Origin of the sequence: Halorussus salinisoli (genome assembly GCA_005239435.1) — an archaeon.
Classification (GTDB): domain Archaea; phylum Halobacteriota; class Halobacteria; order Halobacteriales; family Haladaptataceae; genus Halorussus; species Halorussus salinisoli.
In genome coordinates, this window is record ML241305.1 from 169,978 (window position 1) to 193,247 (window position 23,270).

Sequence of the window (23,270 nt, forward strand, 5' to 3'; positions counted from 1 at the left end):
GAAGCGAGCAACGCAGGCGGTTGGGGTGGTGTGAGGCTGTCGCGGTGCGGTGCTGTTGCGGTGTGGTCGCGCTGCGGTGCAGGGCGGTGCGGTCTTCCGAGACTCAAGGAGTAGGTAGCTACTCGTGTCCTCTCCTGTTGCTCGAACTGAGGGCTTCGTGTCCAGATTGTTCTTCGATCCCAGAGCTTCGGGCCAACCTCGAGAAGCCGTAAACCGGACGCACAAACCGAATACACGAACCGGAGCCACTTCGTCGATCCATCCGAAAACAAAAGTCGAAATCGCCGATCGCTCAGACCAGACTCTGACCGTCGAACTCGGCCGCGTCGTACTCCATCTCCATCAGGTCCAGAATCGTGGGTGTGATGTCGAAGAGGTCCACGTCGCGGACGGTCGCCTCGGGGTCGTCCACAAACAGCGAGGCGTTGTCGAAGCTGTGCATCCCGTTGCGGGGACCGTGGCCGAACACGTCGTCGTGGCCCTTGAACCCGGCCTTGAGGTCGAAGCCGTAGTTCGGGATGGCGACGAGGTCGGGCGCGATGTCGTCGTGGTCGCCGTGGAAGGCCTCCTCCTTCTCGACCACGCGGTCACAGACCTTCCGGCCGTCCGGCCCTTCGAGGTTTTCGAGGGCTTCCTTGAGTTGGTCGCGCTTGGCCTCGTACTCGCTCTCGGGGACGCTCCCGCGCGGTTCGCGGCCTTCGAGGTTGATGTAGAACCGGCCGGGGATGAGCGAGTAGGCTTCGGTGTCCTCGCTGATGTCGCCGAGTTCGTCGTGGTCGTCGTCCTCGTAGGAGAGCCAGCCCTCGTCGGCGAGCCACTGGTTGAAGTGGACCTCGTAGTCGAGGCTGGTGAACCCGTGGTCCGAGGCGACCATCATCGTCACGTCGTCCGGGAGGTTCTTGCGGATTTCGCCGAGGTAGCGGTCGACCTTCCGGTAGAAGTCGAGGAACTCCTCCTTGTACTCCATGTCCTCCTCGTAGTGCTTGTAGAGGAAGTGGTTCACGCGGTCGGTCGTCATGAAGACGCCGAAGAAGAGGTCCCAGTCGTCCTCCTGGAGGTAGTGCTTGAACGCCTCGTAGCGGGCGTCGAGGGTCTCGTGGGCGTTCTCGATGAACTCCGACTTGTCCTCGTCGTGGCCCAACTTGGCGTTGGCGTCGATGCGGTAGTCGGTCGACTGGAGGTACTCGCGCATCTCGTCGGGATAAGCGGCCTTGTCGACGCCGGGAGAGAGGAATCCCGAGACCATCCGCTGGACGTTGCGCTGCGGCGGGAACGTGACGGGGACGTTCATCACGGTGGCGTCCCGGCCCGCGTCCTGCACGCGGTCCCAGAGTCGGGTCGCCTGCACGTCGCGGCCCATCGGGACGTAGGTGTCGTAGGAGCCGACTTCGCGGTCTTGGAAGCCGTAGACGCCGGTCTGGCCCGGGTTCACGCCGGTCGTCAGGGCGGGCCAGCAGGCCGACGACTCGGGCGGGACGATGCTGTCTATCGCGCCCGACGACCCCTCGTCGGCGAGCGCGCCGAGATGTTCGAACTCGTCGAAGTTGTCCTCGAGAAAACTATACGGTACGCCGTCGATTCCGAAGAAGGCAACACGCGGCTTGTCGTCACCACGGAGCCTATCGAAGAGACCCATGTACCACGATACGAGAACGGCCTACAAGAAATTTCTTTTCGTAGGGGCCGCCTTCGACGTGAACGATAATGAAGGATTCGGAGGTCGGGATACGTCGTCGGTGGTCGGGGCACTGGCAGGTGTTTCGGCCGGTGGAACAGTCCACAGGCTTCGACCGGTGGAACGTCCGGCAGGATTCGGCCGCTGACACGAGTCGTCGGCTTCGGGGATAGCCTCATCGTCATCCCCGTCGGTTCTTCGCCTGCCATTCCATCCGAAACTTTCGCACCGAGGAACGGAAACAGTATACTAAAGAAATAAAAATAATGCTTAAACATTCCTATATATTCCTCAATCGACTACGAACTCTCGAACGCCTCGAACAACGCCTTCCGGGTGCTGGCGTCGATGAGCATGTCGAGCGTCTCCTCGTGGTCGCCGTCGACCTGCGCGAACAGGCCGAGGGGGACGCGCGCGGTCGCGGCGTCGGTGTTCCCTCCGGTCGTCTCGCTGGTGCCGAAGGCGGAGTCGAGGATGTCGAAGGCGTTGGTTCGCACGTCCTCGGCCCGGCAGGAGACCACGATGGTCTCCTCGTGGATGCCGAACACCGCGGCGGTCGAGACGCCCTCCAGTCGGAGCATGGTGTCGGCGGCCTCCTCCAGCGACGACACCGAGGGGACCGCCCCGACGTTCGTCACGGCGAAACTCGCGCGGCGCTCGCGGTTGGCGATGGCGTCGCTGATGACGTCGAAGGTGTCGCCGCTCATGCCCGGCGACCGGAGGTCCTCGATGCGCCCGAGGTCGGCGTAAGTGTGGAGGAATCCGGCGGCCTCGTAGTCGTGGGTCCCGTTCGCCCGGCGGAACTCGTAGGTTCCGGCCCGAATCCCGTGGAGGAGCGCGGTTGCGACCCGCTGGTCGGGGACCACGCCCTCCGCTTCGAGCAGGCGCGTGACCGTGGTCGAAGTCGCGCCGTCGTCGGTCGGCGTCACCGTGAGGATGTTCTCCTCGGCGGTCGGTCGGTGGCGCACGACCGCGACCACGGGCGGATTGTTCGAGAGTTTGGGGACGCCGCCGCCGCCACCGACCGCGACTGCGGCGTCGGAGTCGGTCAGTTTCTCGGCCCCGTCGCCGATGACCTCGAGTTCGAGGTCGAAGATGTTGCAGAACGTCTTGCTGTCCTCGCCCGTGACCGGGCCCTCTGCGAACAGTTGGGCCGTGACGCCCCACTCCGTGCAGAGCGCCTGGAGACCGATCGCCGCGGCCAGCGCGTCGATACTCGGCCCTTCCGGAATCACCAGCGCGACGCGATTCTGTCCCGCAACCGTGGTCCGAAGTGCGTCTACCGGTTCCTCTCTATCGTCTCGCCGCCAACCGTTGACCGACTGGGCGGCGTAGAAGACCAATCCACCCGAGAGCAAGAGCGTCGCTGCTACGACGACCATCTCAGCACTGCTGAACGCGGACCCGAGAGCCATCGATTCGGCTTTGTTCAGGCCAACTTCAAATAGTTTCGGGGAGGTATCCTACGGCTGAGACTGTCAGAAAAAGTTCGTAGAGAGGCTAGGCGAAGTTCTCTTCGTAGAGGTCCATCGCGTGTTCGACGGCGTCCATCGCGGACTGCTTGTCCTCCCAACCGAGGGTCTCGGTCTCTTTGCCCGCTTCGAGGTTCTTGTAGGTCTCGAAGAACTCCGAGATTTCGGCTTTCTGCTGGTCGGTAAGGTCGTCCACGTCTTGGACGTCGTCGTACCGGGGGTCCTCCGAGGGGACGGCGATGACTTTGTCGTCCTGCTCGCCGTCGTCGTCCATCTTCATCAGCGCGACCGGACGGGCCTCGATGACACAGCCGGGGAACGTCTGGTCCTCCACGAGGACCAGCACGTCGAAGGGGTCTTCGTCGTCGTAGTAGGACTGCGGAATAAAGCCGTAGTCGCTCGGGTAGTGAACGTTGCTGTGGAGGACGCGGTCGAGCACGACGCCCGGAATGTCCTTGTCGTACTCGTACTTGTTACGCTCGCCTTTGAGACACTCCACGACCGCGTAGATCTCCTCGGGCGGGTTCGGTCCAGTCTCTAAATCTTCCCAGAGGTTCGCCATGTTGCAGTCCGAGAATCCGTCCGAAGTCCGGAAAGTCCTTTCGGCATCGGTTTGTGGATTCTACCGGAATAAAGAGGAAGTTCGCGTGACACCTAGAAGCGATTTCGGGCCCTCACTTTAAGTTTCGTAACAAGTAGTGGTACAACCGGCGGATGAACCGTGGACCCTCCGACCGAGTGAGGAAGGATTAAATACCATCGTGACAAATCGCAGGGTGTCAGAGTCTATGTCAGAGGCACAGACACTCACAGAGACGAGTACCGCACGCAATCTTACCGCTTTCCAGAAAAACATCTTGACCATCCTCTCGGAAGAGGCGATGTACGGCCTCGCCATCAAGCGAGAACTGGAAGACTACTACGGGGAAGAGGTCAACCACGGCCGTCTGTACCCCAACCTCGACACGCTGGTCGAAAAGGGGTACGTCGAGAAGAGCGAACTCGACAAGCGAACTAACCAGTACGAACTGACCGACGAGGGACTTGCTGTGGTCGTAGACGTTCTTCAGTGGACCCTCTCCAAGTTCGTGAACGACGACGAGCGTGCCGAGCAGATTCGAGAACTCGTCGCAGACAACGAGTAACCTCGACTCTCGAGGACGAAGTGACGATTACTCGTCGGCAGCCTCGAAGACGAGGTCGATAGACTCCTCGACGACCGCACGTTGTTTTTCGGTCGGCCACGCGTTCCGTGGGAAATACTCCGCGAGGAACTCCTCTATCTCCCCGCTACTCGCCGACTCCATCGGCCGGGCGTAGTGATTTCCCATGAAGTCGGCGAACGCGGCCGCGTTGTCGCCGTGGACTGAACCGTGTTCGCGTCGCACCTTCTCGGCGAGTTCGCGGTTGTGTTGCTCGACCGTCTCCCAGTCGTCGGGGTCGCCCGGCCCGGACAGGGATATCTCGACTGCGCGGTCGGTGTCCTCGATTCGGTCGGTCCGAATCGTACCGTCTTCGGTCCACTCGTCGGGATGGAGGACGAGCGTCGAACCCGCGTCCTCGTTCCGGACGCGAGCCGTGAAGTCGTGGTCGGCGAGCAGTTCGGCCCGCTCTTCGCGGTAGGCGTCGGCCTCCGCGTCGTCCACGGCCTCGCGCGCGAGACGAGTCAGTCGCTCGGCGCGTTCTACCGTCGCTTCGGGGAGTTCGGTACCGGCCTCAGGAGCATCGTCTGAACTGTCGGTATCAGGCATCGTCGAGGGCCTCGTTGGCCAGTTTGTCGGCGCGTTCGTTTATCTCTCGCGGAACGTGGCTGAGTTCCCAGTCGTCGAACTCGGTCAGCAGTTCCCGGACCGTGACCCGCCGTTCGCGCAACTCGGGGTCGTTGGTCTGCCACGCGCCAGTGACCTGCTTGACGATGAGTTGGGAGTCGCCTTTCACCTCCACGGAGTCGAAGCCGTAGTCACGGGCCGCCCGGAGCGCCCGAATCAGCGCCTCGTACTCGGCCTGGTTGTTCGTCGCGCGCCCGATGGTCTCGCTCCCCTCGGCGGCGATGCCGTCGCTGGTGACGATGACCCAACCGACGGCGGCAGGACCGGGGTTGCCGCGACTGCCACCGTCGAAGTAGACGTAGGCGTGGCCGCCTTCCTCGCGCAATAGAGACTCGATATCTTGGGGATTGGCCCCCTGAACCACGACTTTCTCGTCGTACGCGACGGCGTTCGCGTCGCCGTACTCCGCGCGCCACTCCTCGTGTTCGGAGTTGCCCGCCGACACGTCGGCACCCGCGTCGACTAGCTTCTGGCGCGCGGCGTCCACGTCGCATTCGATGACGGGCATGAACGTTCCTCCTCGATAGCCGCATAAACGCTTTCCGATGGTGGTTTCCGGTAATCAGTTTAAGTATCGCCGGGATTCGGAACGAAGGCCGCGCGACGCGTTTTCTGACCTTCGAGTAAGGTGTTATTATCGCCCAAGGGTTTAAGTGCGTCGACGCTACTACTATAAAAGTGCGATGACACGGTCCACTCGCCAGCGGGAGCGCCAAGCCGAGGCGGAGCAAACGGAGGACGAGTCAGAGGGTGTACGGGAATGTCCCGAGTGCAACTCTGATAACCTCGTTAAGAGTTCCGACAGGGCGGAACTCGTGTGTGAAGACTGCGGGCTCGTCGTGGAGGAGGAGCAAATCGACCCCGGTCCTGAGTGGCGCGCGTTCAACCATCAGGAGCGCCAGGAGAAGTCGCGCGTCGGTGCCCCGACCACGCAGACGATGCACGACAAGGGCCTGACGACGACCATCGACTGGAAAGACAAAGACGCCTACGGTCGATCCATCTCCTCGAAGAAACGAAGCCAGATGCACCGCCTGCGCAAGTGGCAGGAACGCATCCGGACCAAGGACGCAGGCGAGCGCAATCTCCAGTTCGCACTCAGTGAAATCGACCGCATGGCCTCGGCACTCGGCGTCCCGCGGTCGGTCCGCGAGGTGGCGAGCGTCATCTACAGGCGTGCGCTCAAGGAGGACCTGATTCGGGGACGCTCCATCGAGGGCGTCGCCACCTCCGCGCTCTACGCCGCCTGTCGAAAAGAGGGCATCCCGCGAAGCCTCGAAGAAATCTCGGAAGTATCGCGCGTCGAACGAAAGGAAATCGGTCGAACCTACCGCTACATCTCTCAAGAACTCGGCTTGGAGATGAAGCCGGTGGACCCGAAGAAGTACGTCCCGCGATTCTGTTCCGAACTCGAACTCAGCGAAGAAGTCCAGACCAAGGCCAACGAAATCATCGAGACCACCGCCGAGGAAGGACTGCTCTCCGGCAAGTCGCCTACGGGGTACGCGGCCGCGGCAATCTACGCCGCCTCCCTGCTCTGTAACGAGAAGAAGACCCAGCGCGAAGTCGCCGACGTGGCGCAGGTGACGGAGGTCACCATCCGGAACCGATATCAGGAACAGATCGAAGCGATGGGCATCCACAGCTAACCCGCGCGTTCCTCGACCGACTCCCTGCGGTTTCTGACAGTAGTGGCGACCAGCGTCGGATACGGTAGTCGCTCGACAACGACGAGTAACGATACTGACTCTTTCTAGACTTCGAGGAGAACGGAATCGAAGAGTCGGACTCGTTAAATCAGGTCTTCGAGTTCGTCGCTTCGGAACTGTTCGGCCGGGTCTTCGTCGGGTTCGTCGGCCTGCTGATTCGCTCGCTTGGCGCGTTCGAGGAACTCGTCGATTCTCTCCGAGCGTTCGACGCCGCCGAGCAGGATGAGCGACGCGAGACGACCGCTGTCGAGCGGGAAGTCTCCGCCGCGGACCTGCAAGCTATCGGTCTCGTCTTCGACCCACTTCCGGGCGCGTTCGACTCCTTTCCGCGGAATCGCTTCGGGGCGGCCAGCCACGACCAGTAGTCCCGAGTCGGCTTCGACGGCGTTCGGGAGGCTGAGGTTGCTGAGGAGGGCGCGGCGGGTCGTGGAGGTCACGGTGTTGATGTTCTCCTCGGCGTCCTCGGCGGCCTCGGCACTGGCGAACCCGAGGGTGGCGATGCCACCCGAGCGGAGGGTGTTGATGACTTCGCTGGAGTCCACGACGCTCTCGCCGACGCCTTCGACGGCCTCGCCCGAGGCGAACAGCAGGCCGACGCGCTGGGCGATGTTCTGGTTTATCTTGTCGAACGCCTCTCCCATGCTCTCGCCCGAGGTGTGCCACGCGTCGTTGTCGATGAGGAGGGTCGCGTCGGCCTCTCGAACGAGGGTCTTGAGCGAGCGTCCGGCGTTGGCCTGATACATCGCGCCCTCGCCGCGGCCCGGCAGGATACCGAGACCGTAGACAGGAATCTCGTAGACGCGGTTGAGTTCACGCGCGAGGACGGGCGCGCCGCCCGACCCAGTGCCACCGCCGAGACCGGCGACGACGAAGATGGCTTCGGCCTGCGCGGTGATGCGACCGTCGAGGGCGTCCATCACCTCCGTCGCGTCGCTCTGCATCACCTCCGCGCCGAGTTCGTTGTCGCCGCCGACGCCGTGACCTTTCACGCGGTCCTGTCCCACGAGGACGGTATCGAGGTCGAGTTCGCGGAGGTCTGCCTCCGCCGAATTGACCGCGAGAGCTCCCTGTACTGCTCCGAATCCCATCTGCTGGTCGTACTCGGCCAGTCGCTGGGTGAGTTTACCCCCGGCCTGTCCGACACCAATCAGGACGACTTTCATGCACGTTGGGTCTAATTGATGGTTAATCAACCTTCCGGCGTACGAGCCGTCTCGTGGTTGTCACCTCCGAGATCAGGTATTTCGCTCGGTTCACCGTCTCGAACTGCAGTTGTCGTTTAGAACGCCGTCTCGCGAATCGACCGTACGCTTAAGTACGAGAACGCGACGAATTCGGGCCATGTCCGACCCGGACGCACTCGACCAGCGACTCCGCGCCGTGGAGCGCGCCCTGACCGACGACGAGAGCGACCTGACCGACCTCGCCGACGCCGCGGAACTGACGCGCGAAGTCGAACGACTCTCCGCTCGACTCGACGACGTGGAGGGCCGCCTCGACGAACTCGACGCCGCGACGCAGGCGCTCCGAGGCTACGTCGGCAACGTCAGAGGCGTCAACGAGACCGTCGAGCGCCGCGCCGACGCTGCGCTGGCGAAGGCCGAAGCGCTGGAAGCCGAACTCGACGTCGACGGTCGACGGGGCGACCACGGTGAACGGCGAGGGGGTCCCGGCGAACGCCGAGGAACCCTCGACGAGCAACCGCCTCGGTCGACCCGACCGTGCGATTGCGGATCGCCGCGATCTGCCGGGTCGAACCGGACGGAAACCGAGTTCGAGGCTGGCGACGATGGCTCTGTCACCGACGACGACTCCCACTCCGACGACTCCGGCCTCCTCGCCCGCATCGGAGAGGCGTTGTAGTGTTGCGGGTGGTCCTCGGCGTCGCGCTCGCGGTGGCGGTGGTCGCGGCCGCGACGCCCGCGCTCGAAGACGCGCGAACGACCCGGACCGAACGCCTCACCGAGCGCGAACTCGGACGCGTCGAGACGGCCGCGGCGACCCTCGCCCGCGAGGAGGCCCCCGGCGCGCGCCGGACGCTCACGCTGTCGCTCCCCGACGATTCGCCGACTGCGGCCGGGTTAGCGTTCGTCGCGCTCGGTGGACTGCCGAGCGGGGAACCGACCGCGACCGACACCGCCGACCGCGACGTGTTCGCCTTCCGGGTACGGGGTGGCCGCCGCCACGTCCACCGCGTCGGGACCGACCTGCGCGTGATTCGAGACGGCGCGATAGCCGAGTCGGATTCGGAGGCGTCGATTCTCCGCGGCGGTGAGACCTACGCAGTGACGCTCCGGGTCGTTCGCTCGGCCGAGCGTCGGACGGTGGTCGTGTCGGTCCGGAGAGCTGAACTAAATAGATGATTCTTTTGGCGGTGGTTTTAATTATTCTGTAACTATATGCATTGTTATTAACAATCACTAGCCATGTTCAGTCACTTGTTGATGTATTGAGCGAGCGTGCTACTTCTTGAGCCACTGAAGACCGTAACCACACCGTACTGCACAGCACCACGACCGCCTCCACACAGCACCACAACCGCCTCCGCACAGCACCACGACTGCCTCCACACCGCCACCGCGAGGACCTCACACCTCCCCAACCGCCTGCGGTCCTCGGTCGCAAAGCTCCCTTCGGTCCTCACCCCTCGCGCGCCGTGGTGCGACCCAAACCGCGAGTCGCACCAGCACGCGCCGAAATGAAAGCGTTACCGGTCCGAGCAGGGTGAAAACGGCATCCCCGAGCCAATCTATCTACCCACGCGAGGGTTTAAACCCGAGGACGGGACGAACCCGGCCCATGCGAAACCCACTGGCGCGTTTCCGCGACCCCGACCCGGACTGCGCCTGCCACCCCACCTTCGAGTGCGACCGCCTCCTGCTCGACGCCACGGACTGCCCGGGCGCGGGCGACCTCGCCGCCGAACCGGCCTGCCGCGGGACGGCGATTAGCGCCCTGGCCGACCGCGAGGCCGAGGCGGTCGTGACCCGGACCGACCACCTCGAACGCGCCTACGAGGGCGAGTCGGCCGCGCTCCTCGTCGCTGCCGGACGGTTCGCCGAGCGCGCGGCGTTCTACGACCGGCACCTCGCGGACCGCGCCGAAGGCGACCCGCTCGGTGCCGCCCGCGCCGCGGTCGGGCGCGCGGGGCCGGTCGGCGAACTCGCCGCCGAGACCGGACTCGCGGAGTGTGCTCACCGGGTCGAGGGCTACGCCGACGCACTCCGGCCCTTCGTCGGTCCGCCGATTGCGAAGGCTCGCGTGGCCGCCGAACCCCCACCGGACGCGACCCTCGCCGAGACGCGCAACCTCGCCACGGACGCGACGGTCCGAGTCTACGAGGACGAGAGTGCGCTCCGGACCTACCACCTCGAACCCGTCGAGCACGCCTTCGGGGAGTCCGCTCTCGCGGCCCTCGCGCGGGCCTACGAACTGCTCGCCGAGGGGAACGTCGCCGCTGGCGAGAGCGCGCCCGGTCGGGCGGTCCGGCAGGTCGCCGACTCCGACGCGCCGGTCGAAGCCCTCGCGGCGGCGCTCCACAAGCACACCCGCGGCTACGGCGTGCTGGCAGACTTCTTCGCCGACCCCGAGGTCTCGGACGTGTTCGCCACCGCGCCCGTCGGCGAGAATCCGATTCGCGTGACCGTCGACGGCGAGCGCATGCGGACCAACGTCCGCCTCACCGATTCCGGCGCGGAGGCACTCGCCTCGCGCTTCCGCCGGTCCAGCGGCCGAGCCTTCTCGCGCGCGTCTCCGACCCTCGACGCGATCGCAGCGATGGAGGAAGGCACGGTCCGCGTCGCGGGCGTCACCGACCCCGTGAGCGACGGGCCGGGGTTCGCTTTCCGCGCCCACGACGCGACCCCGTGGACCCTGCCCGCGCTCGTCGCCAACCGAACTCTGCCCCCGACGCCGGCGCGCTACTCTCGCTCGCCGTCGAGCGCGCCGGGGCCGGACTCGTCGCCGGACCTCGCGGTGCGGGAAAGACCACCCTGCTGGGCGCGCTCTGCTGGGAACTCCCGGCCGCCACGAGAACCGTAATCATCGAGGACACGCCCGAACTCCCCGTCTCGGCGCTCCAGCGCGGCGGCCGGGACGTGCAACCGCTCCGCACGGAATCCGGCGACGGGCCGGGTCTCGCACCGCCGGAAGCACTCCGAACCGCGCTCCGCCTCGGCGAAGGGGCCCTGGTCGTCGGCGAAGTCCGCGGCGATGAGGCCGCGGTCCTCTACGAAGCCATGCGGGTCGGCGCGAGCGGAGATGCGGTCCTCGGCACCATCCACGGCGACGGCGGCGCGGGCGTCCGCGAGCGCGTCGTCTCGGACCTCGGCGTCCCTACCTCGTCGTTCGCCACGACCGACTTCGTGGTGACGCTCGAAGCAGTCCAGACGCCCGCGGGAAAGCGCCGCCGGGTGAAGACCGTCGAAGAAGTCGTGGACGGCGACCGGTTCGAGACGCTCTTCGAGGTTGGCGAGGCGCAACGCACCTCGAAAGCGAGCGGTACAACCGCGAGCAAGACCGGCGAAATCACGGCCACGGGTTGCATCGACCGCGGGAACAGCGCGCCCGTCGCCGCGCTCGCCGAGGCCGACGAAACATACGCCGACGTCCGCGAGGCACTCGCCGAGCGCGCGAATCTGCTCGCGGACCTGGCGCGCGAGGGGCGAACGAGTCCGGACGACGTGGTGTCGGCCTACGCCGACCGGAGGGAGCCGTGAGATGCCGGCGCGACGCGCGACTTTCGTCGGCATCGCGCGACTCCTCGCGCGATGTTACCCGTGGCCGGTCGAGACCGTCGACGATGCCGACCTCCGCCGGGCGCTCGCCTATCTCGACGCCGAGGTGGACGCCGAGACCACGGTCCGGGCGGGCCGCGGGACCGCCACACTCGTCGCGGTCTCCGGACTACTCGCGGTAGTGGTCGCACCTGGCCGACTTCGCCTCCCGGTCGCGGTCGCCGTCCTCGCGCTGGCGCTCGGCGTCGTCCACGCCGCCCGCCGTGGGCCGATTGCGGTGGCGACCGCTCGGCGTACCGCCGCGCTTGGGGCCGCGCCCGCGCTCGTCGCGCGAGCAGTTCTGCGAATGCGCGTCGAACCCGCGAGCGAGCGCGCGGCGGCGTTCGCGGCGCGCGGTCAGGGCCGACTCGCGGCCGACCTCTCCGAACACGTCCGGCAGGCCGCCGGAACCCCTCGGTCGGGACTCGCGGCCTTCGGCGCGGCGTGGGCCGACTGGAACCCGCCGCTCCGGCGGGCCGCCCTGCTCGTGGAGTCGGCGGCCGACGCTCCCGCAGGCGAGCGTGGGGCGACCTTGGACCGGGCGATGGAGGCGATGTTGGACGGGACCCGCGACCGGATGGCCGCGTTCGCCGAGCAGGTCCGGGGACCGACCACGGCGCTCTACGCCTTCGGCGTCCTGCTTCCGCTCGCGCTGGTCGCGGTCTTGCCTGCCGCGAGGGTGGCCGGACTTCCGCTCTCGATTCCGGTGCTAGTGGTGCTCTACGACCTGCTCCTGCCGGCAATGCTGGTCGGTGCAGGCGCGTGGTTGCTCGTGCGGAGACCCGCCGCGTTCCCGCCGCCCGAGGTGTCGCGCGACCATCCCGACGTTCCGGACCGGCGCTGGCCGACCGCCGCGGTGGGCGCTGGTGCGGGACTGGTCGCAGTCGTCGCGACCGGGCCGTTCCCGGCGTGGACGCGCTGGCCCGCAGTGGTCGGCGCGGTGGTCGGTTCGGCCCTCGTCGTCCGATTCCGGCCGGTCAAGCGCGTCCGTGACGACGCTCGCGCGGTGGAGGCGAACCTGACCGACGCGCTCTACCTCGTCGGCAGGCGCGTGAGTGACGGCGCGGCAGTGGAGTCGGCAATCGAAGAGGCCGCGCCCGAGGTCGCCGGACGCACGGGCGAGATGCTGGCGGAGGCCGCGGGCGTTCAGCGGCGACTTCGGGTGAGCGTCTGCGAGGCGTTTCTGGGCGATTACGGCGCGCTCGCCGACGTGCCGAGTCCGCAGGCCCGGAGCGTGGCCGCCCTGCTGGCGATCGTGGCCCGCGAGGGTCGGCCCGCGGGACGCGCGGTCGTCTCGATGGCCGACCACGTGGACGACCTCCAGCGCGTCGAGCGCGAGGCCCGGCGCGAACCCGCCAGCGTGACCGGGACGCTCCGGAACACCGCGGGCGTCTTCGGTCCGCTGGTCGGCGGGGCCACGGTCGCGCTGGCCGACGGGATGGCCGCCGGAACGCTCGGAGAACCGCTCCCGACTGCGGCGCTCGGTCTCGCGGTCGGCGGGTACGTCCTCCTGCTAGCGGCGATTCTGCCTGCGCTGGCGACCGGACTGGAACGGGGCTTCGACCGCGCGCTGGTCGGCTACCGGGTCGGACTCGCGCTCCTGTCGGCGGTCGGGGCGTTCTTCGCGGGGTTCGTCGGAGCCGGATTCGCGGCGTGAATCGGCGCTACGGCGGGTTTCGTGGGTCGCCAGCGGCGACTGTAACGTGCTCGGTGAATCAGTCCACCGGGACGCGCTCGGTGCCACACGAACCTCCGGCGCGCGCTGGCGCGATCTAGGGGTTTTGAGGTCGCGCCCATGCGCGCGAGGGCTGAGGACCGAAGGGAGCTTTGCGACCGAGGACCGCAGGCGGTTGGGGAGGTGTGAGGCCCGCGGTTACGGTCGCGGTGCTGTGCGGTTAGGGTGCGGTCGCGATGCTGTGCGGTTGCGGTCGCAGTGCGGTCGCGGGAGATTCCGCGACTCGAGCAGTCGCTGGCCACGTTGCTTCTCTCCTTCTGCTGATGGCGAGAGTCACGTGAACCGGAAAATACGTTCTAAAGAAACGGATAGGAACGCAGAGGCAACGATTTCAGTTACTTAAGAAATGTTTAGATTGTCGAACCGTTCGATGCCGAACTGATCGATGGTATGGTCAGTCTCGCCGTCCGTCACCAAGTCCGCGACGACCGACCCGACGACGCTCGAAAACTTGAAGCCGTGGCCGGAGAAGCCAGCGGCGACGGTCACTTGCGGATGCTCGGGATGCGTGTCGATGACGAACCGCTCGTCCGGCGTGTTGGTGAACATGCAGGTCTCCAACCGCATGGTCGGTCCCGCGGCGTCCGTGAAGTAGTCGTCGGCGTACTCCCGAAGGATTCGCTCGTCCGTCGCCGTCGGTTCGCGGTTCATCTCGTCGGGGTCCACCGTCTCGTGGCGGTGGTTGTACTTGCCGACCTTGAACCCGGGGACGCCGTGAATCGGGAAGCCGTAGAAGTACCCCTCGTCACACCGCATCGAGAACACGGGAAACTCGCCGGGTGCGAACTGGTCGGGCGAATCGGGCTGGAACCAGCCGAGGACCTGCCGTTCGGGTTCCAGCACCGGCGCGAGTTCCGGCAGAAGCTTGCCGGTCCACGCACCCGCCGCGAAGACGAGCGAGTCGGCCTCGTAGGTCGTAGTCTCGTCGGAGTCGGCGATAGCCGACGCGGCTTCGACTTCGACGCCGCCGTCGTCGAGCGCCCGCCAGTCTCGGACCTGCGTCCGGGCGCGAATCTCGGCTCCACGGGCCTGCGCGCCCTCGACGTGTGCGACGATGCACTCCTCGGGCACCAGAAACCCACCGCGGGGCTGGAACACGGCCTGGAACTCCCCGGGTACGTCGTAGCCCGGAAACCGCTCGTTCAACTCCGCGCCCGACAGCACGTCGTGTTCGAGGTCGTGTTCCCGGCAGGCCCGGCGCGCGCCCTCGAAGATGTCGCTGTCCGGCGGGCCGACCGCGACCGACCCGGTTTCGTGGACGAGTCGCTCTCCGTAGTCGTCGCCGAGCGCGTCCCATTCGTCGTAGGCCGACCGGAGGAGCGGGACGTACGAGGGATGCTCGTAGTACGCCAACCGGACGATTCGCGTGTAGCCGTGCGACGAGCCCTGCGTGTGGGGCACGTCGTGGCGTTCCAAGCCCAGTACGTCCGCGCCGCGGTCCGCGAGGTGGTACGCGGCGGCGCTTCCCATCCCGCCGACGCCCACGACGATGGCGTCGTAGCGGTAGTTATCGGGATTCGTGTCGTCGCCCATGTCGAACGCCACGCCCGGCCCGAACCTAAGTTCCGCCGATTCGGGCAATATCCGAACGCGAGACGTGAGACAAGGCCTCCGATCGGTGGCGTCGAGAGGAGCACGTACGGCGGTCGTGGCTGATGGAACTGGACTGATTTCGGAAGTCCACCTGACGAGGGTCGGTTGGCTTGCCACCGCGTCTCCGAACACTCTGTCGCCCGTAGGTTCAAGTACAAAGACGGGACGAACCCCGTCCATGCTCTGAGAGTCGCCGCGGGGGAGGTAAGCGAAATCGGCGGTGCGGCTTCCCCGCGACCGGACAGCACCACCTGTACGCCACAGCGCGAGTAAGGTTCAAATCGCTCGGGTTCCAAGGAGCGACGAATGCGTCTCGACGAGTACATCGAGGGCCTCGGCCCGGACGAAACCGACCGCAAACGTCGCCTCGCCGAGGAGAAGTCCTACGAGATTCTCGACTACGTTGACGACTTCCAGGACCGCTTCTCCGAAGTCACGCAGGGCGACTCGCTGGTCGGCAGCACCTCTCCGTCGGTGTTCGTCGGACGGTCGAACTACCCCGACGTCTCGACCGGCATCCTCTCGCCCGTCGGCGAGGAGGACCGCGCCTCCGAGTTCACCACGAGTAGCGAGTGGTACGAGCGCGGCCTCGACATCGACAACGTGCTCCAGTACCGGACCGGCCTGCTGAACTCCAACCACTCGGCGAACGTGGACAACGTCGACGACGTGTGGGACGGGTTCGTCGGCACCCAGCGCGAGGTCGCCATCGCCGACCGCCCGGTAGACGTGGAAATCGGCCTCTCGGACTCCATCGACCTCGACGTGGACGTGGACGAGATTACGACCCCGACCGGCCCCTCGGCCCGCGCTACCTCGGCGGATCTCACCGAGAACCCCCACGTACCGCGCCCGGTGAAGAAGACCCTCGAAGACGACGACTGGCAGGCACAGGGCGCGATGACCTATCTCTACCGGCGGGGGTTCGACGTGTACGAGATAAACGACATCCTCTCGGCGGGCGCGCTCGGCCGGGGTCAGAACCGGCGACTCGTCCCGACGCGGTGGTCCATCACCGCGGTCGACGACACCATCGGAAAGTTCCTGCGCGGCCAGATTCAGACCCGCCCCAGCATCGATCAAACGCAGGTCTGGGTCAACGAGTACATCGGCAACCGCTACTGGGTCGTACTCACGCCCGGCCAGTGGGAGTACGAACTCGTCGAGATGAAGGCACCGGGGAGCATCTGGAACCAGGACCCGAACGGCGAGACGTGGATGGGGAGCGCCCACGAGGGGTTCGAGGGCCGAACCGGATACGTCGACGAGACGGCGGGCGCGTACTACGCCTCTCGACTCGCGGTCCTCGAACACCTCGAATCGGTCGGACGGCAGGCCAAGTGTCTCGTCCTCAGGGAAGTCTCGGACGACTACTGGGCACCGGTCGGCGTCTGGCAGATCCGCGAGAGCGTCCGCAACGCCTTCGAGGGCGAGCACGGCGAGGCTGAGACGTTCCACGGCGCGGTCCGCGAAATCGCGCCACAGCTTCCGGTCTCGCTGGCCGCACTCCGGCGCAAATCCCACATGCTCTCGGGATTGCAGGCGAACCTCGCGGACTTCTCCTGAGCGTCGTCCGGAGGGCGAGTCGTCGTTCGCGTGAGAAGGCTTATGATGCTACTCGAACCAGTTCCGAACGTGATTCCCCTGCAGGTCGGCGTCCCCGGCGGTATCGAGTTGCTGATAATCCTCCTCGTCGCGCTCCTCGTGTTCGGTCTCCCGGTAGTGTTGATCGGCGGCGGTCTCTACCTCTATCGTCAGTCCCAGTCCGACCGACCCGCCAGCGAGGAAGTCGAGGCGCTCCGACGGGAAGTCGAGCGCCTCCGCGAAGACATCGACCAGTTAAACGACGAGAAGTAGCTACGCGGTGTCGAGGTTCGACCACGCCTCGTCGACGAACTCGCCGGTCTCGTTCACGATCGACTCCCACTCGTCGTCGTCGGGAGCCATCCCGGCGAGTCGCGCGACCTTCATGATGCTGACGTGGTAGACGGTCTGTCTTCCGGGTTCTTCCTCCCAGACGACCACGTTACACGGGAACAGCGCGCCGATTCGGTTGTCGCTCGCGTCGAGCGCCCGGTTCGCCATGTTGGGATTGCACGCACCCAACACGTAGTAGTGGTCGCGGTCCGCGCCGATTTTCTCGGCCAGCATGTCGGAGGCCGAGAACTCGGTGGCGACGCCGAAACCGGCGTCGGTGAACGCCTCGCGGACGTGTTCGACCGCTTCCTCGTGGTCCATTTCGAGCGTCGCTCGCTTCTCGCCGATGTCTTCGCCGCCGAGTTGCGTAGGGTCTATTGGAAGACTCATGCAATACTACCTTCGCGTCGGAGAGTAAAAAGCCCGCGCCCGCCGGCCGTCGTTGCGAGGTAGTCACACCGGAATCGGAAGCCACTGAAGCCACCGGACGACCTGCTCGGGTGGCAACAGCGGCGGGTGAAGTACCAACCAGTCCAACAGGCCCAGTCCGAGGCCGTGGGCCACTACCGAGGGGAGTATCGAGTTGCTCTTGTAGTCCACCGCGCCGAACAGCACGTCGGTCGGTCCCGACAGCATCAGTTCTATCGGGGGTTTGTACATGTGGTGGAAGGCGTACACTACGGGGCTGATGAACACGCTCTTGAACCCGATTTCGCGCACGCCGACGCAGAGCAGGCCCCGGTAGTAGGTCTCGGCCGCCAGCGCGATGAGAAACTGCATGACGGCGTGGGGGAGGAACTGCCCGAGCGCGGAACTCGTCTCCCACATCGGGTAGTAGGTCCGAATCGTCGGTAGCGACGACCCCACGACGTAGAACGGGAGGACGAACAGCGACAACAGGACGGTGTTGCGAATCGCGGTCCGGTCGACCCTGTATCCGAGGTGACGACCGTGCCGAACGCCGAGCGCGAGGGGTGCGAGAATGTAGACGACGGTGTCTCGGACGAGTCGCTCGTTGAGTCCGCGCACCTCCCACGCCATCCAGACCCCGGTCAGGACTGCTCCGGCGAGGAGCGCGCGCTGGACCCAACTCAGCCGGGCGAACCCCCGGCGGACCGACCGAGCGACCGACACGCTACTCGTCGGCCGTCGGGACCGGTCCCGTGCCGGTCACCCCGCGGACCAGTTCGAGAAACTCCTGACGGCTCTCGAAGTAGGACTCGTCGACTTGTTCCAGGAGGTCGGCCAGCTCACGCGGGCCGTCGGGCGTCCGAATGGTCGCCTCCTCCTTCCGGAGGATTTCGCTCTTCTGTACCGGCCAGTGGAGCCGCGAGGCGACGCGCACGAGCGGCGCACCCTCGACAGTTTCGCCTTCGCCGAGTTCGACGGCAGGCTCTGCTTCTTCCTCGTTGTCGTCAGCCATACGCCGCGATTCGAATCCCTCGGGATTAGAGCTTTCGGAACGACCCTTTCGTGCGCTCTATCTCGGCGGGTCGTCGATTCGACGTGACGTGGGCCTCATAGTGGCCACGTCGAGTGCGGTCTGTTCCAGTATCGCAGTCGTCGTGGAGCGTTCGAGCGTCGATCACTCACGGACGACGACGTAGCCGTCACTATAGACGGTAACTTCGTAATCGAGGAGACTGAATACGACGTGCCCGCTTCCGCGGGGCATCCCGTTGTGTTTATCGCTGAAAAGATTATCGAGGGCGTCGGGGTCTATCTGGTCGTAGAGCGGCGTCCCGAGTTCGGCGGGGTCCACGTCGGCGGCGTCAGCGACCGCGTGGATAACCGCGGTGCTGAGCGGCTCGTCTCGGTCGTACATCGCGCTTCCGGTGATATCGTCGGTCTCGTTCGGGTTCTCGGCGGCATTTTCACTCATTTGTCATCTCCCTCGGTTCGATTGACGATACCCAACGTTGGCGTAGCAATCTATAAAAAATCACCGCATCAAATTGAAGAGGTTGCTTTATTGATATCAGCGGCTCGACTACTCTAATCCGTAGTCTCCGCCGTACTTCAAGAAGAAGCAGGCCAACAATACGTTTCGTCGCCAGCGACTTCCCCTTCCGGATAGGCGTCCCGAGCGGCCTGCTCGCTATCGAATCCGGCGGACGCGAAGTGCTCGGCCTCGTCCGGAATCTCGTCCTCGTAGCCGATCACCGAGTGGCCGACGCTCCCGACGTTCTTCCAGACGACGGTCGACCCCGGCGGTATCGTCGTCTCGTCGGGGTCGAACACGAGTCCGTCGGTCACGTCTATCGTGGTTCGGTTCTCCTGCGCTCGCGTTGCCGCTTTGCCCGAGGCGTACGAGGATGCCCCAGTCCCTACGGCCGCGCCGAGGAACTGCCGTCGAGATATCGCGGTCGGACTGTTTCCTCCCATCGATACGTTACTCGGTACCGGCCATCGAATGGGTTACTCTACTCAGGGTCGCTTTGCGGAGATCTCCCGGATTGCTCCCGCGAGCAGTCCGATACCGACGGGAAGAGAGTCCTCGTCTACGTCGAAGGTCGCAGTGTGGTGGCCGCCGGGGTGGTCGGTGCCGACGCCGACGTAGGCCGCCTTGCCGCCGTTTTGCTGGACCGCCCGCATCAGGTAGGTCGCGTCCTCGCTTCCGCCGAGTTCGTCGCGCTCGACCACGTTCTCGACGCCTTCGGTGTCGTCCGCCACGTCGTCGACGACGGAGACGAGTGCCTGGTCGCTCTCGGCGCTCGGGGCCTCGCCGTTGGTCGTTATCTCGACCTCACAGCCGTGCATTTCGGCGGCGGATTCGACGACGCGCTCGGCGCGCTCTTTCATGTAGTCCTTGAGTTCGGTCGTCTCGCCGCGGACCTCGCCCTCCACGAAGGCCTCCTCGGGGACGATGTTGGTCGCGGTCCCGCCGCCGACCTTGCCCGCGTTCACGCGGGTCGCGCCGTCTTCGTGGCGGGCGATAGCGTAGAGGTTCTGGACCGCGGTCGCCATCGCCTGCACCGCGTTCTCGCCCCGGTTGGGTCGGCCGCCCGCGTGGGACGGTTCGCCGGAGAACTCGGCCCGAAAGTGGCTCACCGCGAGGAAGCCGTCCATGCCCGCGACGACTTCGCCGGTCGGGTGGTCGAGACCGATGTGGGCCGCGAGCAGGTAGTCCACGTCGGCGAGGTGGTCGCTCTCGGCCATCGACTTCCCGCCTGCTATCATCTCTTCGCCGGGTTGGAAGAAGACCTTCAGGGTGCCCTCGAAGTCGCCGTCCTTCACGGCCTCGACGACCCCGAGGCCGATGGTCGCGTGGGCGTCGTGACCGCAGGCGTGCATCGCGCCCTCGTGTTCGGAGCGGAAGCCCTCCGCGGCCGGTTCGTGGTCGACGTCGGTCGATTCCCCGCGGAGGAGTCCGTCGATGTCCACGCGGAGGCCGACGGTCGGGCCGTCGCCTTCTTCGAGGACTGCAACTGCGCCCGTGTAACCGCCTTCCAACTGCTCGAGAACGTCGTCGTCCGCGCCCGCCTCGCGGGCCTGCTGGTACCACTCGTCGAGTTCGTCGTCGTCGGGGACCGCCATGCGCTCGTCCTCGGCGATGGCGTCGGGGCCGACGTAGAGGTCGTCTACGCCGATTCGTTCGAGTTCCTCGACGATTCGGGCGGTGGTGTAGAACTCCCGCCACGCGGGTTCGGGGTGGCGGTGGAGGTCGCGTCGAATCTCGACCAGTCGGTCGCGTTCGGCCTGTTGACTCATGTGGGTTCGGAGGAACGCAGAGACCTTAAGTGCTTGAGGGGCGGCAAACCCCGCTTCCGTTCACGTTCGGGTTGCGAAAGTGACGGTTCTCTCATCAAGTGGCTTCTTATACCCAGGTTCGGTAGAACGTACCGAGAGCATGGTAGACACGGGAGACGAAGAGTCACCGGAAGAGTCCGTCGCAGAGGAATTGGCAGACGCCAGAGAGGCCCGGAGCGGACCGCGAATCGAGTTCTATGGCGGACCCGCGGCCAGCACCATCCCCATCGCGCTGTTCATCGGGTGGGCCATCTTCCAGAGCGGGGTACTGCGAATCGGCGACACGACGGGACTGGTCGCCGGGATGCTGGTCTCGCTCGTCGTCGGGATGTTCTTCGCCAAGGGCAACTGGAAGACCTACGCCAACACCATCTTCGAGGGGATGACCCAGCGCGTGGCCGCCACCGCCATCGTGGCGTGGCTCTGGGCGGGCATGTTCGCCAACACGATACAGGCGGGTGAGTTCGTCAGTGGCCTCGTCTGGGCCGCAGACGTGCTCTCGGTCGGTGCAACGCTGTTCCCGGCTATCACGTTCGTCCTCGCGGCCCTGTTGGCGACCGGTATCGGCACTGGCTACGGGACGGTCATCGCGTTCACGGGACTGTTCTTCCCGGCGGGCGTCCTCATCGGTGCGAACCCGATCCTGCTGTTCGGAGCCATCCTGTCGGGCGCGGTGTTCGGCGACAACCTCGCGCCGGTCTCGGACACGACCATCGTGAGCGCGGTCACGCAGGACGCCGACATCGGCGGCGTGGTCGCCTCGCGGTTCAAGTACGCCATCGTCGCGGCCGTCCTCGCGTTCACGGGCTATCTCGTCGCGGGGTCGGTGATGCCCGGCGCGGACGTGGCCGGGAGCGCGGACATCCTCGGCGCACAGACCGAGGCGCTCGGACTGGTCCACCTCGCGTCTATCGGCGTCGTCATCGCCACCGCAATCAGCGGTCGCCACATCGTGGAGGCCATCTCGTGGGGTCTCGTCGTCGCAATCGCGGCGAATCTCCTGTTCGACCTCGCGCCGGTCTCGGAGATGCTGTTGTTCACGGCTCCCGAGAGCGTCGCAATCGCTCGGTCGCTCGACGTGTTGCCGTTCGTGGCGACCGTCCCGGCCACGTCGGACCAGATCGGCGTCTCGGGCACCATCTACTCGGGCGCGGCCGGGTTCTTCCCCCTCATCGTCCTGACCCTGCTCATCGTGGCGGGAGCGCGAATCATGATCCAGGGCGGCGGGTTCGAGGCGATTCAGAACTGGTTGCTCGAACGGGTCGCAACCAACGTCCGGCGGGCCGAGACCACGATGGTCCTCGGCACGGCGTCGGTCAACGCGATGATCACCATCAACACCGCCGCGGAAATCGCCATCGCGCCGTACATCGCGCGCATCGGCGAGCGGTTCAACATCAACGCCTATCGCCGGGCGAACATCCTCGACGCCAACACCGCCGCACTCGGGTACATCTTCCCGTGGGCGGGCGGCGTCCTCGTAGGCTACACCGAGATGCGCGGTCTGGTCGGCGAGTTCGACTGGTTCACGCAGGCCATGCTGGTCAATCCCGCGGAGGTCTGGCCGTTCGTGTTCCACGGCTGGTTCCTCTTCGCGGTGTTCATCATCTCGGCGCTGACCGGGTTCGGTCTGGAGTACACTACCGACCGCGAGTCCGAGGAGGTGGCGCGCGTATGAGTCTCAGAAAGAAGTACTTCGCTGGTCTGGGCTTCCGGACGAACAAGCCCAGCTTCGAACCGGGCGAGGAGATTTCGGCGTTCGTGACGGGCTACCACGGCGGCACGGCGGTCGTGCGCGTCGGCGACACCGTCCTCCGCATCGAGGACGCACCGGAGAACGCGCTCGACACCCGCGTCAGACTCCGAGTCGAGGAGTTCGACGACAACGACCACCAGGGGACGGCGACGTACCTGGAGACGGTCGGCGAGTCGTCGTTCTGACTCCGAGACCATTTTTCCTGTTTTTAGAACACAAATATAACTTCTTGAGAAAGGGGTAGCTATCTCAAGAGCGCTTATCTATTGGCTTCGGCGCGCGGTTGGCGCGGTCTCGAAGTTCGAGACCGCGCCAACCGCGCGAGGTCTGCCAAATCTCAGGAGAGAAGTGACTGAAGGTCTCAGAGCGTGCCTCTGACGGTGGATGTCCGAGCGACTGAAAGGAGCGAAGGAAGAGGGTGAGGAGGCGTGAGGCCCCGGTCGCGGTGTCTGCGCGAGCGAACGCGAGTGCAGTCTCGGAAGGCGCGGGTCGTCTTCCGTCGCGGTGGGGTGCCGTGCGGTACGATTGGCTCACGGAGTAGTTAGCGTCCTCGTTACCCTCCAGCACTTCCGTCAGCGTGTCGTAAGATATCGGTTCGACCAGTAGCCACCGAAGAAGTCGAGACGAATCCGAAACCCATCGAAAGCGACGGGAGGTGGAGAGAGAAAGAGACGATTAGGCCATCTGCTCGACCTGTTTCAGTTCCACTTCGATGTGGACGCCGTCCGGGAAGTCGAATTGAGTGACCTGCCGGGCCAGGTCGTTGTGGCCGACGATTTCCATCTGGCGGGTGTACACCGTGTAGTCCCACGAGCGGAACTGTCGGGTTTCGTCGCCCGCCGTCGATTTGTACTGCGGAACTTCGAGTCGCTCCGGCGGTGCCGAGTGCGGCCCGCGGAGTTCCGCGCCTTTTCGTTCTGCTGTCGAGCGAATCTCGTCTACGACCTGCTCCAGCGCGGGGCGGTTCCCACTCTGAAGCCGGATTTTGGTTACGAAGGTCATGGCTGGGGAGTTCGGTGTCGAACGTCTTCAGCATCGAGGTACGTAAAACGTCTGTTC

23 protein-coding genes and 1 pseudogene are annotated in these 23,270 nt (G+C 65.5%); 10 read left to right on the top strand and 14 right to left on the bottom strand.

The window, feature by feature from the left end; genetic code table 11:
* Positions 1–292: 292 nt before the first annotated feature.
* The 3 genes from E2484_RS00910 to E2484_RS00920 all read right to left on the bottom strand — a co-directional run bounded on the left by E2484_RS00910 (position 293) and on the right by E2484_RS00920 (position 3,709).
* Positions 293–1,636 (bottom strand): alkaline phosphatase family protein, encoded by a 1,344-nt coding sequence (locus E2484_RS00910; RefSeq protein ID WP_137283348.1) that lies wholly within the window; start codon positions 1,634–1,636, stop codon positions 293–295.
* Between the two features lie 338 nt (positions 1,637–1,974).
* Positions 1,975–3,090 (bottom strand): DHH family phosphoesterase, encoded by a 1,116-nt coding sequence (locus E2484_RS00915; protein WP_321111322.1) that lies wholly within the window; start codon positions 3,088–3,090, stop codon positions 1,975–1,977.
* A gap of 85 nt (positions 3,091–3,175) precedes the next feature.
* Complete coding sequence (locus E2484_RS00920) at positions 3,176–3,709, bottom strand: inorganic diphosphatase (protein WP_137283349.1); 534 nt, start codon at positions 3,707–3,709, stop codon at positions 3,176–3,178.
* Between the two features lie 226 nt (positions 3,710–3,935).
* Between E2484_RS00920 and E2484_RS00925 the strand changes: the two genes are divergently transcribed.
* Positions 3,936–4,292, top strand: a complete 357-nt coding sequence (locus E2484_RS00925) for a PadR family transcriptional regulator (protein ID WP_137283350.1) — start codon at positions 3,936–3,938, stop codon at positions 4,290–4,292.
* Positions 4,293–4,319: 27 nt separating this feature from the next.
* Here E2484_RS00925 and E2484_RS00930 read toward each other — a convergent pair whose 3' ends face one another.
* Together E2484_RS00930 and rnhA are read right to left on the bottom strand one after the other, a co-directional pair.
* On the bottom strand, positions 4,320–4,898 hold the full coding sequence (locus E2484_RS00930) for a DUF7108 family protein (RefSeq protein WP_137283351.1): 579 nt from the start codon (positions 4,896–4,898) through the stop codon (positions 4,320–4,322).
* Positions 4,891–5,484 (bottom strand): ribonuclease HI, encoded by a 594-nt coding sequence (gene rnhA / locus E2484_RS00935; protein WP_137283352.1) that lies wholly within the window; start codon positions 5,482–5,484, stop codon positions 4,891–4,893. Before rnhA ends, E2484_RS00930 begins: the two co-directional genes overlap by 8 nt.
* Before the next feature lie 175 nt (positions 5,485–5,659).
* On the opposite strand from rnhA, the gene E2484_RS00940 reads away from it, so the two are divergent.
* A complete protein-coding gene (locus E2484_RS00940; protein WP_115795304.1) occupies positions 5,660–6,625 on the top strand; it encodes a transcription initiation factor IIB in 966 nt (321 codons plus the stop codon).
* A 143-nt stretch (positions 6,626–6,768) separates the two neighbouring features.
* Here the strand turns inward: E2484_RS00940 and E2484_RS00945 are convergent, their stop codons facing one another.
* The gene (locus E2484_RS00945; RefSeq protein WP_137283353.1) at positions 6,769–7,848 is read right to left on the bottom strand and encodes a tubulin/FtsZ family protein; all 1,080 of its coding nucleotides are present in this window, start codon (positions 7,846–7,848) and stop codon (positions 6,769–6,771) included.
* 178 nt (positions 7,849–8,026) lie between these two features.
* Here E2484_RS00945 and E2484_RS00950 point away from each other — a divergent pair, with 178 nt between their 5' ends.
* The 4 genes and pseudogenes from E2484_RS00950 to E2484_RS00965 all read left to right on the top strand — a co-directional run bounded on the left by E2484_RS00950 (position 8,027) and on the right by E2484_RS00965 (position 13,117).
* Entirely contained in the window at positions 8,027–8,548 is a 522-nt protein-coding gene (locus E2484_RS00950; protein WP_137283354.1) for a DUF7310 family coiled-coil domain-containing protein, read from the top strand.
* Positions 8,548–9,048 (top strand): DUF7311 family protein, encoded by a 501-nt coding sequence (locus tag E2484_RS00955; RefSeq protein WP_137283355.1) that lies wholly within the window; start codon positions 8,548–8,550, stop codon positions 9,046–9,048. The genes E2484_RS00950 and E2484_RS00955 overlap by 1 nt, the downstream gene beginning before the upstream one ends.
* Before the next feature lie 436 nt (positions 9,049–9,484).
* Positions 9,485–11,403: pseudogene (locus tag E2484_RS25905) on the top strand (ATPase, T2SS/T4P/T4SS family).
* A gap of 1 nt (position 11,404) precedes the next feature.
* A complete protein-coding gene (locus tag E2484_RS00965) occupies positions 11,405–13,117 on the top strand; it encodes a type II secretion system protein (RefSeq protein ID WP_137283356.1) in 1,713 nt (570 codons plus the stop codon).
* Between the two features lie 417 nt (positions 13,118–13,534).
* On the opposite strand, the gene solA is transcribed toward E2484_RS00965, so the two are convergent.
* The gene (gene solA, locus E2484_RS00970) at positions 13,535–14,728 is read right to left on the bottom strand and encodes an N-methyl-L-tryptophan oxidase (RefSeq protein ID WP_137283357.1); all 1,194 of its coding nucleotides are present in this window, start codon (positions 14,726–14,728) and stop codon (positions 13,535–13,537) included.
* A 366-nt stretch (positions 14,729–15,094) separates the two neighbouring features.
* On the opposite strand from solA, the gene nreA reads away from it, so the two are divergent.
* Positions 15,095–16,354 (top strand): DNA repair protein NreA, encoded by a 1,260-nt coding sequence (gene nreA / locus E2484_RS00975; RefSeq protein ID WP_137283358.1) that lies wholly within the window; start codon positions 15,095–15,097, stop codon positions 16,352–16,354.
* A 42-nt stretch (positions 16,355–16,396) separates the two neighbouring features.
* On the top strand, positions 16,397–16,645 hold the full coding sequence (locus E2484_RS00980) for a coiled-coil domain-containing protein (RefSeq protein ID WP_170977195.1): 249 nt from the start codon (positions 16,397–16,399) through the stop codon (positions 16,643–16,645).
* Here E2484_RS00980 and E2484_RS00985 read toward each other — a convergent pair whose 3' ends face one another.
* The 6 genes from E2484_RS00985 to E2484_RS01010 form a co-directional block, all read right to left on the bottom strand.
* Positions 16,646–17,095 carry a DUF302 domain-containing protein gene (locus E2484_RS00985; protein WP_137283360.1) on the bottom strand — a complete coding sequence of 150 codons (450 nt, stop codon included), beginning with the start codon at positions 17,093–17,095 and terminating at the stop codon, positions 16,646–16,648. It lies immediately after the preceding gene.
* A gap of 63 nt (positions 17,096–17,158) precedes the next feature.
* On the bottom strand, positions 17,159–17,746 hold the full coding sequence (locus E2484_RS00990) for a CPBP family intramembrane glutamic endopeptidase (RefSeq protein WP_137284030.1): 588 nt from the start codon (positions 17,744–17,746) through the stop codon (positions 17,159–17,161).
* Between the two features lie 94 nt (positions 17,747–17,840).
* Positions 17,841–18,128, bottom strand: coding sequence for a DUF5789 family protein (locus E2484_RS00995; protein ID WP_137283361.1), 288 nt, complete (start codon positions 18,126–18,128; stop codon positions 17,841–17,843).
* Positions 18,129–18,290: 162 nt separating this feature from the next.
* Positions 18,291–18,587 (bottom strand): HalOD1 output domain-containing protein, encoded by a 297-nt coding sequence (locus E2484_RS01000; protein ID WP_137283362.1) that lies wholly within the window; start codon positions 18,585–18,587, stop codon positions 18,291–18,293.
* Between the two features lie 137 nt (positions 18,588–18,724).
* Positions 18,725–19,090 (bottom strand): plastocyanin/azurin family copper-binding protein, encoded by a 366-nt coding sequence (locus E2484_RS01005; protein ID WP_137283363.1) that lies wholly within the window; start codon positions 19,088–19,090, stop codon positions 18,725–18,727.
* Between the two features lie 42 nt (positions 19,091–19,132).
* A complete protein-coding gene (locus E2484_RS01010; RefSeq protein ID WP_137283364.1) occupies positions 19,133–20,416 on the bottom strand; it encodes an amidohydrolase in 1,284 nt (427 codons plus the stop codon).
* A 139-nt stretch (positions 20,417–20,555) separates the two neighbouring features.
* On the opposite strand from E2484_RS01010, the gene E2484_RS01015 reads away from it, so the two are divergent.
* Both E2484_RS01015 and E2484_RS01020 read left to right on the top strand, forming a co-directional pair.
* Positions 20,556–22,133, top strand: a complete 1,578-nt coding sequence (locus E2484_RS01015; RefSeq protein ID WP_137283365.1) for a Na+/H+ antiporter NhaC family protein — start codon at positions 20,556–20,558, stop codon at positions 22,131–22,133.
* Positions 22,130–22,396, top strand: a complete 267-nt coding sequence (locus E2484_RS01020) for a DUF7513 family protein (RefSeq protein ID WP_137283366.1) — start codon at positions 22,130–22,132, stop codon at positions 22,394–22,396. Before E2484_RS01015 ends, E2484_RS01020 begins: the two co-directional genes overlap by 4 nt.
* Positions 22,397–22,886: 490 nt before the next feature.
* Here E2484_RS01020 and E2484_RS01025 read toward each other — a convergent pair whose 3' ends face one another.
* Entirely contained in the window at positions 22,887–23,213 is a 327-nt protein-coding gene (locus tag E2484_RS01025) for a 30S ribosomal protein S10 (RefSeq protein ID WP_137283367.1), read from the bottom strand.
* Positions 23,214–23,270: the final 57 nt, after the last annotated feature.